The 14,755-nt window shown below is 29.9% G+C and carries 14 protein-coding genes; 7 read left to right on the forward strand and 7 right to left on the reverse strand.

The genetic code is table 11. From position 1 onward, the window contains the following. Window positions 1-234: 234 nt before the first annotated feature. The gene (locus ABDZ93_RS14235) at window positions 235-399 is read left to right on the forward strand and encodes a chorismate--pyruvate lyase (RefSeq protein ID WP_343827108.1); all 165 of its coding nucleotides are present in this window, start codon (window positions 235-237) and stop codon (window positions 397-399) included. 41 nt (window positions 400-440) lie between these two features. Here ABDZ93_RS14235 and ABDZ93_RS14240 read toward each other — a convergent pair whose 3' ends face one another. Continuing rightward, window positions 441-1,667, reverse strand: coding sequence for a dicarboxylate/amino acid:cation symporter (locus tag ABDZ93_RS14240; RefSeq protein ID WP_343827109.1), 1,227 nt, complete (start codon window positions 1,665-1,667; stop codon window positions 441-443). Between the two features lie 177 nt (window positions 1,668-1,844). Here ABDZ93_RS14240 and ABDZ93_RS14245 point away from each other — a divergent pair, with 177 nt between their 5' ends. Continuing rightward, window positions 1,845-2,717 (forward strand): AraC family transcriptional regulator, encoded by an 873-nt coding sequence (locus tag ABDZ93_RS14245; RefSeq protein WP_343827111.1) that lies wholly within the window; start codon window positions 1,845-1,847, stop codon window positions 2,715-2,717. A 36-nt stretch (window positions 2,718-2,753) separates the two neighbouring features. On the opposite strand, the gene ABDZ93_RS14250 is transcribed toward ABDZ93_RS14245, so the two are convergent. The 5 genes from ABDZ93_RS14250 to ABDZ93_RS14270 form a co-directional block, all read right to left on the reverse strand. Then, window positions 2,754-2,897 (reverse strand): clostri-philic family protein, encoded by a 144-nt coding sequence (locus tag ABDZ93_RS14250; RefSeq protein ID WP_343827112.1) that lies wholly within the window; start codon window positions 2,895-2,897, stop codon window positions 2,754-2,756. A 75-nt stretch (window positions 2,898-2,972) separates the two neighbouring features. Then, complete coding sequence (locus tag ABDZ93_RS14255; protein ID WP_343827113.1) at window positions 2,973-3,791, reverse strand: M55 family metallopeptidase; 819 nt, start codon at window positions 3,789-3,791, stop codon at window positions 2,973-2,975. Window positions 3,792-3,899: 108 nt separating this feature from the next. Further along, window positions 3,900-5,297, reverse strand: a complete 1,398-nt coding sequence (locus tag ABDZ93_RS14260) for an aldehyde dehydrogenase (protein ID WP_343827580.1) — start codon at window positions 5,295-5,297, stop codon at window positions 3,900-3,902. A 341-nt stretch (window positions 5,298-5,638) separates the two neighbouring features. Continuing rightward, on the reverse strand, window positions 5,639-6,322 hold the full coding sequence (locus ABDZ93_RS14265) for a hypothetical protein (RefSeq protein ID WP_343827114.1): 684 nt from the start codon (window positions 6,320-6,322) through the stop codon (window positions 5,639-5,641). An 87-nt stretch (window positions 6,323-6,409) separates the two neighbouring features. Then, window positions 6,410-6,979, reverse strand: a complete 570-nt coding sequence (locus ABDZ93_RS14270; protein WP_343827115.1) for a TetR/AcrR family transcriptional regulator — start codon at window positions 6,977-6,979, stop codon at window positions 6,410-6,412. Between the two features lie 281 nt (window positions 6,980-7,260). Here ABDZ93_RS14270 and ABDZ93_RS14275 point away from each other — a divergent pair, with 281 nt between their 5' ends. After that, window positions 7,261-7,974, forward strand: coding sequence for a flavin reductase family protein (locus ABDZ93_RS14275; RefSeq protein ID WP_343827116.1), 714 nt, complete (start codon window positions 7,261-7,263; stop codon window positions 7,972-7,974). 33 nt (window positions 7,975-8,007) lie between these two features. Continuing rightward, window positions 8,008-9,912 carry an NAD(+) synthase gene (locus ABDZ93_RS14280; RefSeq protein ID WP_343827117.1) on the forward strand — a complete coding sequence of 635 codons (1,905 nt, stop codon included), beginning with the start codon at window positions 8,008-8,010 and terminating at the stop codon, window positions 9,910-9,912. Between the two features lie 137 nt (window positions 9,913-10,049). On the opposite strand, the gene ABDZ93_RS14285 is transcribed toward ABDZ93_RS14280, so the two are convergent. Beyond that, complete coding sequence (locus ABDZ93_RS14285) at window positions 10,050-10,472, reverse strand: YaaR family protein (RefSeq protein ID WP_343827118.1); 423 nt, start codon at window positions 10,470-10,472, stop codon at window positions 10,050-10,052. 100 nt (window positions 10,473-10,572) lie between these two features. On the opposite strand from ABDZ93_RS14285, the gene ABDZ93_RS14290 reads away from it, so the two are divergent. From ABDZ93_RS14290 to ABDZ93_RS14300, 3 genes are all read left to right on the forward strand, one after another. Then, complete coding sequence (locus tag ABDZ93_RS14290) at window positions 10,573-11,139, forward strand: chromate transporter (protein ID WP_343827119.1); 567 nt, start codon at window positions 10,573-10,575, stop codon at window positions 11,137-11,139. Continuing rightward, a complete protein-coding gene (locus tag ABDZ93_RS14295) occupies window positions 11,140-11,688 on the forward strand; it encodes a chromate transporter (RefSeq protein WP_343827120.1) in 549 nt (182 codons plus the stop codon). It begins immediately after the preceding gene. Between the two features lie 328 nt (window positions 11,689-12,016). Further along, entirely contained in the window at window positions 12,017-14,668 is a 2,652-nt protein-coding gene (locus tag ABDZ93_RS14300; protein ID WP_343827121.1) for a cation-translocating P-type ATPase, read from the forward strand. Window positions 14,669-14,755 lie beyond the last annotated feature (87 nt).

Genomic DNA, 14,755 nt, shown 5'->3' on the forward strand with positions numbered 1-14,755 from the left:
TTTTATTCTTATTATTGTAATTATTGTAATAAAACATTTAACCTTAAATTACTTTATAAATTAACTATTTTTTTGAATTTTTATATGGTTTTTATTAATTAATCAGTAAAATATGTAATTATATAATCTAATTAATAAAATATTATAAATAGATTATATAAATTTTATTGGAATATTTATTACTTAAAGCTATAATATTGTTAAACTTCTATAGGATAAAGGTAGGTTTTAAAAATGTTAACTATAAATTATCAAGTTGTCACCATTGATGGAGATTATGCAATTTTAAAGGATGAAAATAATAATACTATAAGTATAGCTAGAGCCCTACTTCCCCTTGAAATAGGAAAAGATTCTAAGCTTTTATTTGAAAACTTTGAATATAGTATAATTGAATAAAAATAAGGCTATCTCCAACTGAGATAGCCTATAATTTTATTTTAGACTCTTTTCTTTTCTGTGAATCTAGCTATTACCATGGTACAAACCGTATTTCCTGCTGAGTTTAATAAGGTTGCTGGAGCATCAATTATAGTTGCAATAACTAACATTATTGCTAAAGCTTCTGGAGGAAATCCAAATATACTTAGTATCAGCATCTCTCCAATTGATCCACCCACTGGTATAGCTCCAACAACAGCTCCTACCAATAATCCTACCATTAAAATAATAGTTAATGTTCCCAAGCTATTCATGTCTCTTCCGAATATAACAAATAAAAACATTATCTTATATATTCCACCTATTACTGAACCATCTTTATGGATATTTACACCTAAAGGCATAACTATATTAGCTAGTGAACTAGATACTCCCATCTTTTTAGCTGCCTCTATATTTACTGGAATACAAGCAGCGCTAGAACATGTCGCTAATGCTGTCACTGATGGTCCTGTAGAATTTCTCCAGAAAGCTTTTATACTTTCTTTACCTCCTGCTATATAGGCATAGAGGGTAAAGAATATAATAAAGTATAATATAGATATTATCAAATACAGTACAAAGACCTTTGCATATCCACTTAGTATTTGACTTCCTAATTGACCAACTACATTAGCAAAATATGCTGCTAATCCTATTGGAGCATAATACATAATTATATTTATCACCTTGTTTACTACTACAGCTCCACTATTTAAAAAATTAGAAAAAGCCTTTCCTTCTTCCTTTGCTAACATGGTTCCAAAGCCTATGAGCATAGAAAATATTATAAGTGCTAATAGATTACTTCTAGACAATAACTGTGAAAAATCCCCTACAGTAATACTAGCAACTATTTTTTCCAAAAATCCTACTTGTTCCCCCGATGCAACCTGAGCATTATTCATTAATTCTGTAAACATAGATGAATTTAGTCCCTCTGCAGGATTAAAAACTTTAAAACTAGTCACCCCAATGACTCCTGATATAATAGCTGTAAATGCAAATACTACAATGGTAACTCCAAGTATCCTTCCTAATTTTTTAGAGCTATCCATATTGGCTATGGCTGATGAAATACTAAAGAATACTAATGGTATCAGTATCGTAAATATTAAATTTAGAAATATTATTCCCAGTGGCTCAAAAACACTTGCCTTTTCCCCCATAATCAATCCTATAATTCCACCTATAATAACTGAAAATATCAAAATTATTGAGGACTTATAATTCTTTAAAATCTTCATTTTTCCTCCTCCTAAAATAAAATAATATAATTACTAATTTAACTCTCTTATATGTTATAATTTTATTATATTCAACACTATGTACAATAAATATAGAATATACTGCTTAAAACATTGCAAAAAATGCTTTGATGAGAATATAATAAATAAGATAAATTTAACATGGGAGGAACCTTTATGAGTAATATATATTCAAGTAACAAATCTGGATATCTTAATAAAGATTTTCAACTTTTTCATATAAAGGATAAAAAAAATCAAGAATTCGAGTTTCATTATCACGACTTTAATAAGATAATAATCTTTTTATCTGGAAAGGTTACTTATTTAATTGAAGGGAAGGCTTATTATTTAAAGCCTTGGGATATTCTACTTGTAAACAACCATGATGTTCATAAACCTATTATTGATTCCAATGAAACCTATGAACGTATAATTATTTGGGCTAATTCAGATTTTATTGAAAATCATAATTATGATGGTTGCGATTTATCTACTTGCTTTAACCTGGCAAAAGAGAAGAGCTTTAATTTAATTAGGCTGGAAGATAAATTTCAAAATAACCTTAAAAATATCATATCTTCCTTAGAAGGGTCCTTTAACTCTCAGGATTTTGGAAGTAAACTTTTAAGTAACTCCCTCTTTATTCAACTAATTATATATCTTAACAGGCTTTATCTTGATAAAACTTATATTACTTCTAAGGATTCTTTAAAATACGATAAACAAATTGAAGAGATCTTAAAATATATAAACAATAACCTATCACAAGATTTATCTGTAGAACTTATATGTAAGGAATTCTTTATAAGCAAATACTATTTAATGCATAAATTTAAAAATGAAACTGGATATACTCTTCATAACTATATAATTCAGAAGAGATTATTTATGGCTCAAGAACTTATAAAATCAGGAGAACCAATAACTAAAGTTAGCTCCCTCTGTGGATTTAATGATTACTCTAGTTTTCTACGTAGCTTTAAAAAACTCTTTCACAAATCACCTCGAGAATATATTAATGAAATAAAAGAAGCTGTCTCAAAATAAACTACTGCTGAGACAGCTTCTTTAAACACAATCTAATTATTTTATTTCATTTCCATTGAAGTCTTTAAACTCAGGCTTATTTTGAGGATCGCCTACATTATTTTGATTTTTATTAAGCCTTTGTCTTCTTTCTCCCTTTTGCATTGGGTTATTAACATTAGCACCTGGTTTGCTCTTCATACTAAACACATCCTTTCCTTAAATAGTTTCTACTTTTTTTAAAGTTTTATGTGTTTTATATGTTTTATTAAAGCTTTATCGCATCCAAGCCCCAGCTAAAGTTAATAAACCTCCTCTTATTTTATATGCTTCTATAATATCCTTTGCCTTGTACTTAATTCTATTAGGTGCTATAAGCTGAACTCCCGGAATACATAAAGTTCCTTCTGCCATTCCACTATCCATAAAGGCTATTTCTAATTCTACCTCACCTTCTAATATGTTAGGTATTACTGATTTATTATTAATAGCTTTCTCTGCTGCTGATTCTAACATTTTATGAACTCTTTTAGGTTGTATACATTCACCCACATATCTACTGTGAGCTTTTTTGACTTCCACAGTTTCTATATTCTTGTTAAACTCTTTAGCTTGACATGTTAATATATTATCTCCTGATGCCATAACAATAGGAACCTTAAAATATCCTGCCACTAAGGAGTTAAATTCAAATTCTCCCACTACTCTTCCATTTAACTTTATTTCCGATACCACTGAACCATTATAGCTATGAGCTAAGATTCCTGAAGTATTATGTCTTCCGTGATATCCTATTAGCATAACTGCATCAAAAGTATTATCTATGCCCTCCATCATGCCAAGGATTTTTTTATTTCCACTAATTAATACTACATCCTCATCTAATTCTTCAATAAGGATACTTGTCATAGGTCCATGAGAGTCATTTACTAATATTTCTTCTGCTCCTGCTTTTTTAGCTCCTCTTATAACTGCCTTTACTTCTTCTGTCATAAACCTTCTTGCTCTTTCATAATTATAGCCACCTTCATGAGTAAAACCCCAGTTAGTTACTCCACTGATTCCTTCAATGTCCACAGAAATATAAATCTTCATGAAAATCCCCCTTTATCACCATATAATTTATTTATATATATTTAAAGCCCCTAGTGAAATCCTCTTGTATAATAAGTTCTAATACTGATTTAGTTAACATACAGCCGTTTATTTCATAAGTTTTTTTACATTATCTAGATTTTTTTTATTAAAAGGTGGAAAAACTATTGGGATATTTATTTTAGTAGTTTTTCTTACAACACTTCTTCTATGAGAAAAAGTCTTAAAGCTTTCTTTACCATGATAAGCTCCTATACCTGAATTTCCAACTCCTCCAAAAGGTAACTCTGGATTAGCTAAATGAGTTATTGTATCATTTATACAAGCGCCTCCTGAAGAAATTTCCTCTAATACCTTTTCCTCTACTTTATAGTTTTCAGCAAATAAATAAAGAGCTAATGGCTTTGATAGTCTCTTAATTTTTTCTATTACCTCATCTAAATTGCTATAACTTATGATTGGAAGAATAGGTCCAAAAATCTCCTCTGACATAGCTGCCCCTTCCCATGAAGCATCTATAAGTGTAGGTTCAATATATCTTTTTTCTCTATTAACTTTTCCACCACATATTATTTTATCTGCCTCTTTATCTAATATGTTTTTAAGCCTTAGGAAATGTCTATCATTAACAATTCTTCCGTAGTCCTTACTTTCTATAGCATCCTTACCATAGAAGCTTTGAATTTGTATCTTTAATTCCTTAATTAAGTCGTCTTTCACCTTATTATTAACTACTACATAATCCGGTGCTACACAGGTTTGACCTACATTTATTGTCTTGCCCCAAATTATACGTTGAGCTGCCACCTTAATATCTGCACTTTCATCTACAATTACAGGACTTTTACCACCTAATTCTAAAGTAACAGGAATTAGATTTTTTGCTGCAGCTTCCATTATTATTTTTCCAACCTGAGCACTCCCTGTAAAGAATATATAATCAAAAGTACCATTAATCAAAGATGTATTAGTATCTATTCCCCCTTCCACTGAACGTATATATTCCTTTGAGAAAGTTTCAGTAATCATTTCTGTAATTACCCGAGATACATTTGGAACATTTTCAGAAGGTTTTAGTACTACACAATTGCCAGCAGCAAGAGCTCCCACTAGAGGTTCTATCAAAAGCTGAAATGGATAATTATAAGGACCTATAATTAAAACCGTTCCATAGGGCTCAGAAATTACAAAGCTTTTTGCTGGAAATAAGTATAGTGGGGTTTTTACCCTTTCTTCCTTTGCCCACTGCTTTAAATGCTTTATAGTGTGACTAATACTACTTAATACAAAACCTACCTCTGTAGTATAAGATTCAAACTCACACTTTCCTAAATCCTTATCTAGTGCTTCATATATCCTACTTTCATATTTCTTTATAGCAACCTTTAGATTTCTTAATTGATTAATACGAAAATCTATATCACGACTTTTCTTTGATTCATAAAATTTATGATGTTCTTCTACAATTTTATCTACATCAATTGAACTTAATTCCATAAAACTAATCACTCCTATGCATATTTCAAATACAAATTTAAAATAATATATTCTGAATTATAATTACTTTACTAAATAATTTATACTTATTGTAATAACTATATTTTATACTATTTTTACAAATTATACTACATAACTCTATAATAAAGACCTACTTAAAAATCTTATTTTTAAGTAGGTCTTCAAAGGGATAATTTATTTCAAACAGTTTAGGAATTTATAATTTATAAAATCTTTACTATACAAATATAATAATTTTTTAAATTTTTTCTATATAACTATTTAAAATTTTTCCTATGATCCTATTTAAATATTTATCTAGAGAACTATATAAATATTTAAATAGTTAACTAGTTGTTTATACCATGCGGGTTTGAGAGATTTTTCATATCTTTATATCCCATAAATACAACCCATACATAGGCTAAAGTTTTAGGTATCATTAGAATTCCTATAATCGGTAAAGTATTGGCCCATAGTACCACCGGAATGTAAAATCCAAAAGATAGAATTATAGCAAGAGGCATAAATCTAAATCCCTTATCATTAGTTTCTTTAATTTTCTTATAGAAAATCCATATGATTATAAGTCCCATTAAAGCAAAAGGAATGTTACGATATATTCCCCAGGAAACTGGAGCATTATATGATAACCATTGATTTTGTGGGAATGCACATAGTATAATTCTAACAATAGCTAATCCATAGATAATATTAGTTAATCTTTTTTCAGCTTTAACATCATAACGAATTCTCCATATGTGATATAGCACCACGTAAAATATAGTCATTGTAATAGATGTAATTAGTTTTCCTATGCCTAAAGCCGCAGCATTAGCTTCTAAACCAGTGGTAAGTAATCCATATGCCCTTGGTACTAGATGGAATGCATCTCCACATCCTAAAATCACTGCCATAATTCCAAATAATCTGTATTGCTTATTTTGTCCACTTTTTTTAATCATAATAATTCCCATTATTATAACTGTAGAAAGATAAAGAATATCAAAAAGTGTTTCCATAATTCCTTGCATAATATATCACCTCATATTTTATTTGAACATTGTTCATTTTGAAAGTATATAAAATGCCATACGTTAGTACAGCATGATTGTTTAACTTTATTTTAAATAAATAATTCTCTTTAAAGCATCCATAAAAAAAGTTATATCCTCTTCTCTAGCTTTAAGCATAGCTAACATGTTACTAAAAATAAATTTAGCCATCTTCTCCTTAGTTAAATTATCAGTCCAAGTTTTATCACTAATAATGTCTTGTGAATCCAAAAGAATAACTATACTTTTACAGACCTTTTCAAAAAACTCATGTTCTCTTTTTCTTCCTAGAGATTTTTCGCTACTACTTAATAAAGCTAACTGCTCAATCCAATTTTCTTGAAATTTACCTAGGTAAACAAAAAGATTATTATATAATAGCTCTATCTTTTCAAAAATATTTTTTTCTCCTTTTAAACACTTATGAAAATCATTAAATGCTTCTCTCCAAAAATCTTCAACCACTGCCACCACTAATTCACTTTTTGTGGAAAATGAATTATAAACTGTTCCTACAGAAATTTTACATCTACTGGCTACAGCCCTTATATTTATTGCTGAAATTCCTTGCTCTAAAGCAATTTCTTTTGCTCCTTCAAGTATAACCTCTCTTGGGTTTTCTGAGAACTTATTCATTATATCTACTCCTCATTTGAACTATGTTCAAATTAATTGTATAACAATTTTTTTAATACGTCAATAGAGTTATTTTTGTATATTATTAATTTAATAAAATTATTACTGCTCCTGTTCCTTTAAGATAAATTTTAATTATTGTACTATAATAAACATCTATAGGATAAATGTTTATTATTTTTGATAAATATACCCAACTTGCTATATAATACATATGAGACAAAAATAATTCAGTTTATTTATATTGGGTTTATGTTAAAATTAGAAAGTGATGTGATATTATGGCTAAAACTACTTTTAAGGGTAGTATTATGCTAAATCCCGTTCCAGCAGTAATGATAACTAGTAGAAATTCTGAGGGAAAGGATAATGTATTTACTGTAGGTTGGATAGGTACAGCTTGTACTAAACCTCCTATGATTACAGTTGCTATTCGTCCTGAAAGATTATCCTATGAATATATAAAAGAAAGTGGCTCCTTTGTAGTAAATCTAGCTTCTAGTAGTCTAGTTAAAGTTGTGGATTACTGTGGAGTTAAAAGTGGAAGAACCAATGACAAGTTTAAGGATATGAACTTAACTCTCAGTGAAGCTAAGGATATTTCCTGTGGGATTATTAATCAATGCCCTGTTGCCTTTGAGTGTGTAGTAAAATCTATAACTCCTCTAGGTACCCATGATTTATTTTTAGCCGAAATAGTTAACTGCCATGTAGAAAATAGCCTTATAGATGAAAAAGGAAAGATTCATTTTGATAAGGGAGACCTACTTTCCTACTCACATGGTGAATACTTTAGATTAAATCCTAGACCTATTGGAAAATTTGGATATTCTGTTGCTAAAAAACCTGCTCTTAAACTAAAAAGTCAAGGTATAAAAAAGCATGATGGAATCCCCAAAACTAACATAGTGGAGAAAGAACAAGTACATAATAAAAAAAATATTAAGAGTAATAAACCTAAAAAAACAAAAACTAAAAAAAGAACTCGTATATAAGAAATATATTTAATGTGAAAGGTGCGATGTTTAATGAACTTTATAAAAGTTGGTTCTGCTTGTCCTATTACCAAAGTAGCAGATGTTGACTTTAACTTAGATGAAATAAAAAAGTGTGTTGAGAAAGCTATAGAAGATCAAGTTAAGATTTTAGTTTTCCCTGAGCTTTCTATAACGTCCTATAGTTGTGCAGATTTATTCTTTCAACAAAAATTACTTAAAAAGGCTGAAATAGCTATTGAAAATCTTTGTGTATTCTCTGAAGGAAGAGATATCTTATTTACTGTAGGTGCTCCCTTTGAATATGATGATGTACTTTATAACGCAGCTTATCTTATCTTTAATGGTAAAGTTTTAGGTATTGTTCCAAAGAGTTACTTACCTAATGCTTCTGAGTTTTATGAAAAGCGTTGGTTTAGCAGTGGTCTTAATATAACTTCTAGAATGGTTAAACTGGCTTTCCAAGATAATATCCCCTTTGGTACTAACCTAATCTTTAGAAGTGGTGATATAAGTATTGGAGTAGAAATTTGTGAAGACCTTTGGGTTACTATTCCACCGAGTAGCTTCTTATCTTTAGCTGGATGTAATATAATATGTAATCTATCTTCATCTAATGAGTTAGTTAGTAAAGCTGATTATAGAAGAGACTTAATTAAAAATCAAAGTGCCAGATGTATGGGTTCATATATCTATTCTTCTAGTGGGGTCTTTGAATCTACCACAGATGTATTATTTAGTGGTCATCTTTTAATCAGTGAAAATGGTGGAGTCTTAGCTGAAAATGAAAGATTTAGCCGTGAAAATGAAATTATTACAGCTATTATAGATGTAGATAAATTAAAGGCTGAAAGATTAAAAAATATAAGCTTTAGAGATAATAAGGTGTTAATTCCTTTTGGCATGGAAACTATAAACTTTCAATTTAATAATATAGCAATTGATAATTTTGATAAATATATAGATAAACATCCTTTTGTACCTAGTAATCCTCTTGAAAGAGATAAACGTTCTAAGGAGATATTTAATATCCAAACTTCATCTCTAGCTAAGAGATTTGAGCATACTGGCTTAAAGAAGGCCGTTATAGGCATTTCTGGTGGTCTTGATTCTACTCTAGCTCTTCTAGTAGTAGTAAAAACCTTTGATATGTTAAAAATGCCTAGAGAAAATATTGTAACAATTACTATGCCTGGTTTTGGTACTACGGATAGAACCTATAATAATGCACTAGATCTTTGCAAGTACCTAGGTACCGATTTAAGAGAAATAAATATTGTACCTGCTTCCCTACAACATTTTAAAGATATTGGTCATCCTGTAGAACAGCATGATGTAACCTATGAAAATGTTCAAGCAAGAGAAAGAACTCAGATTCTTATGGATCTTGCTAATAAAGAAGGCGGACTACTAATTGGAACAGGCGATTTATCAGAGCTGGCTCTTGGATGGTGTACTTATAATGGAGATCATATGTCTATGTACTCTGTAAACTGTTCTATTCCAAAGACCCTTGTAAGATACTTAGTAGATTATGTAGCTGACCATGAAAGCACTCCTGAGATAAGCAAAATTCTTATTGATATTTTAGATACTCCTGTAAGTCCAGAGCTACTTCCTAAGGACAAAGATGGAAACATTGCTCAAAAGACTGAAGATATTGTAGGGCCTTATGAACTTCATGACTTCTTCCTATATCATTTCATGAAGCATGGTGCTTCTAAGGAACGTATAGAATTCTTAGCTAAGGTTGCTTTTAGCGGTATTTATGATGATGAAGTAATTAATAAATGGCTTAACAAGTTTATAACCAGATTCTTCACTCAACAATTTAAGCGTTCAGCTCTACCTGATGGACCTAAGGTTGGTTCTATAAGCCTTTCACCTAGAGGAGACTTAAGAATGCCATCAGATGCTAGCTATAACGGATTTCTTTAGTTTTAAAAATATAAAATAAAATACCACTGGTAATGATTTTTTTATTACCAGTGGTTCTTAACTTAATATGTAACATACTCAATTATAATACAACTTAATAATGATAATTAGAAATTTTAATATTAATTTCTAAATTATTATCTATAAATGTCTACAATAAGACCTGATATTTCATCTATGGTGCTAGCTATATCTAAATTTTCTCTTTCTTCACTAAGTAGCATCTGTGTTAGTTCTTCTAGTTTATTATCTATAGTCTCCACTGTAACAAAATATTGAGTTTGCCAAAAGCTTATATCTTTTTTTACAGAATACATAAATGAAAGTACCGACTCTAGATATTCTTTTATTTCTTTTTTATAAGCTCTAACATCAGCATAGCACTTTGAAATTACAAGTCTGCTGCCTTTAGATTTTATATTTTTAAGCATTTTCTTAAGATCTTCTTCTGACTTTTGCTCTCTAGCAAAGTTAAAATCTTTAGAGAAGTCCTGTTTGTTATTTACAACTTTACTTTCTCTTTGTATTGGAGTATTTCTTCCAACTTTTGATATCTCCATGTGAACACCCCCTTGTCCTTTAATTATATTATAAATAAGGTTAAGGATTTTAGCTATATTTTCTTACTATTTACTTATTAAATTAATTTAGGAGGCAATTATGAAAACTTTAATTAATATGTTTATAACCTTCTTAAAGATAGGTGCCTTTACCTTTGGTGGTGGTTATGCCATGATTCCACTTATTGAAAGAGAAGTTGTAGATAAAAACAATTGGATAGACAAAGATGAATTTATAGATATAATAGCTATATCACAAAGCTTTCCTGGAGCCTTAGCAATAAATAGCTGTACTTTCATTGGATACAAAATTAGTGGAGTTCTAGGAGCTATTCTAGGACTTTTAGGTGTAGCCCTTCCCTCTTTTATTATTATAGTAATTATAGCTATGGCTTTTAGTAAATTTAGAAATCTTTATGTCATTGAACTTATCTTTAAAGGCATCAATGCTGCTGTTCCCCTTCTAGTTCTAGTAGGAGTAAACAGCCTGGCAAAAGTTTTAGATAAAACAGCTGTTAATATAATTATTGTAATAATCACTGTAATTCTTAGTGTATTTATGAATGTAAATCCAGTATATTTAATACTTGCTGCCGCTATCTATGGAATATATATTAATAGAAATAATAACATTGATAATGATACAAATTCAAAGGAGGAAAATTAGATGATATTACTAAAGCTATATTTAGCCTTTCTCAAAATTGGAACCTTTGGCTTTGGTGGTGGATATGCTATGCTTCCTTTAATTCAAAAGGAGATCGTGGACAAGAATGCCTGGTTATCTCAAACTGATTTCATGGATATCATAGGTATATCTCAAATGACTCCTGGTCCTATAGCTATAAACGCTGCAACCTTTGTAGGCTATAAAACTGGCGGATTTTTAGGCAGTATTTTAGCTACCTTAGGTGTTGTTACCACCTCCTTTATTCTTATATCCTTTGCTAATTACTTTTTTAATAAATTTAAAAATTCAAAGATATTAGCTAATGCTTTAAAAGGAATGAGACCAGCTCTTATTGGACTTATAATTTCTGTGTTTATAACTCTTAGTTTTGAATCCTACAGAGATTTAAATAGTTTAATAATAGCTACAATTATTGGTTTTCTACTTTATAAAACTAAAATTCATCCTATATTAATCATTGTTATTGCAGCATTTTTAGGTATATTATTTTATGGAATGATACCTCTTTTGTTTGCTAAATTTTAATAAAACATATCTTGTAATTTATTGCTTCATCCCTTATAATTATATATAAATTATAATTACATATGAGGGAGTAATTAGTAGGATTATCCTATGGCAATGTCAACATCTTGGCTTTAAGTCTGGCTTTGCATTAAATAATGAGACTCATATATAGTAAATGTTGCTATATATGAGTCTTTTCTTTTTACATACATTACCTACATATGTAATTAAGTTTTTGCAAATATTAATAAAAGAATGTTTTTACTTTTATTAAGTCTAAGTAAGTTTTACTGCTAAATCATAAATTTAGAGTATAACTTAACACTATTAATTATGAGGTGATTTTATGTATTTTAATGACTCTATTGATGATGTTATAGGTAAGTTTAACACCAATCCAGATACTGGTCTTACTTCATCTCAAGTTGAGGAAATTAGGTCCAAGTATGGATCTAATAAACTGGCATCTAAAAAGAAGAAAACTAAAGTCCAACTATTTTTTGCACAACTAAATGATATCCTAATTTATATCCTTATAGTTGCAGCTATACTATCTGTAGTTGTAGGAAAAGAAATTAGTGATGCAATTATTATCGGTATTGTTATTCTGGTTAATGCAACAGTTGGAATGATTCAAGAGTCTAAAGCCGAGAAGGCCCTTGATGCATTAAAGGAATTATCAACACCAAAGGCTATAGTAAAGCGTAATGGAGAGTTAGTAGAAATTCCTTCTGAGGAAGTAGTACCTGGAGATGTAATTATTATTGATGCAGGTAGATTTATTCCTTGTGATATCCGTCTTATAGAAAGTGCTAACCTTAAGGTAGAAGAATCTGCTCTTACTGGTGAATCTGTTCCTGTAGACAAGGATGCAAATCTTATCCTTGAAGATGAAAAAGTATCTCTTGGTGATAAAAAGAACATGGTATTTATGTCTACCTTAGCTACCTATGGTAGAGCTACAGGTATCGCTGTAGCTACAGGTATGAAAACTGAAATTGGTAAAATAGCTAAAATGCTTGATGAAGGCGAAAATGAGCTTACACCTCTTCAAAAGAAACTGGAACAACTTGGAAAAGTATTAGGTATTGCTGCAATTGGTATATGTGCTGTTATGTTTGCAGTAGGTTTATTCCAGGGTAGAGCGGTTACTGAAATGTTCATGATTTCTATCAGCCTTGCTGTTGCAGCTATTCCTGAAGGTCTTGCAGCTATCGTAACTATAGTTCTTGCTTTAGGTGTTCAAAGAATGATAAAGCAAAATGCTATTATTAGAAAGTTACCTTCTGTAGAAACTCTAGGCTCTGTAAATATTATCTGCTCTGATAAAACTGGTACATTAACGCAAAATAAAATGACAGTAGTTAAATACTTTGCAGATAATAAACTAAAAGAAGTTAAGGAATTCAACATAAATAATGATGGTGAAAAACTTTTACTTGAAAACATAGTCCTTTGTAATGATGCTACTTCTACGGCTACATCAAAAACTGGAGATCCAACAGAAATAGCACTTTTAGATATGGGAAATATGTTTAATGTTTTTAAAGAAGAGTTAGATAAAACTCATAAAAGAGTTGATGAAATACCTTTTGATTCTGACAGAAAACTAATGACTACAGTAAACTCTTATGAAGATAAATTTAATGTAATGACTAAGGGTGCTACTGATAATCTTATTAATATATGTACTTCTGCTTATATTAATGGTGAAGTTGTACCTATGACTGAAGAAATTAAAAATGGTTTCTTAAAAGTTGCTACAGCTATGTCAGACGATGCTTTAAGAGTTCTAGGTGCTGCTTTTAAAACTGTTAACTCTACCCATGTAGAAGTTGATGAGTTGGAAAAAGACTTAACATTCATTGGTCTTATTGGTATGATAGACCCTCCTAGACTAGAAGTTAAAGACTCTATAGAAATTTGTAAAACTTCTGGTATAAAAACTATAATGATTACTGGTGACCATAAAAATACAGCCTTTGCTATCGCTAAGGAATTATCTATTGCAGAGGATATAAACCAAGTAGCTAGTGGTGCTGACATAGATAACTTAACTGATGAGGAACTTGCAAGTAGATGTGAAAATCTAAGAGTTTTTGCTAGAGTATCTCCTGAGCATAAGGTTAGAATAGTTAAAGCCTTTAAATCTAAAGGTAATATTGTATCTATGACTGGTGACGGAGTTAATGATGCTCCATCCTTAAAGGCTGCTGATATTGGTGTAGCTATGGGTATTACAGGTACTGACGTTGCTAAAGGTGCCTCTGATATGGTATTAACAGATGATAACTTCTCTACTATTGTAGCAGCTATTGAAGAAGGTAGAAATATCTTTAATAACATAAAAAAATCTGTAATATTCTTAATTTCTTGTAATGCTGGTGAGATTGTTACTCTATTCTTTGGTATTCTCTTTGGATGGGCTGCACCACTTAATGCAACTCATATATTATGGGTTAACCTTATAACAGACTCCTTCCCAGCTCTTGCCCTTGGTGTAGACCCTGGTGATAAGGATATTATGAAGTATAAACCAAGAAATCCTAAGGATAGCTTATTTAAAGGTTCTCTATTTACCCTTTTATTTAATGGTGTATTAATTGGTATATTAACTCTTATAGGTTTCATTTATGGAGTTAATAAATACGGAGATGCCGGAGTTACTCTTGTTAACATAGCTAACAATCCTGAAGCTTTGATGCATGCTCAAACTATAGCCTTTGTAGTTCTTAGTGGAACTCAACTGATTCATTCTTTAAATATGAGAAGTTCAGATAAATCTATATTTAAAATTGGTCTGTTCTCAAATATGTATTTAATTTATGCAATGCTTGTTGGTATCGGATTACAAATGGCTGTTATATATATACCACCTATTGCTAAAATGTTCAATGTTATACCATTAACTTTAGCAGATTGGGGACTTGTTATAATTCTAAGTTTAATACCTTTAGTTTTAAATGAGATAATTAAATTATTTATCAAAGATAAATAAAAAGACAAATTGTAATAAAAAATTTAAATAACTCATAAAAGATTGTATTCATTTCTTTTATGAGTTATTTTTACATTAATTTACAAT

The sequence above is a fragment of the Clostridium subterminale genome (assembly GCF_039521425.1).
Taxonomy (GTDB): Bacteria; Bacillota; Clostridia; order Clostridiales; family Clostridiaceae; genus Clostridium_J; species Clostridium_J subterminale.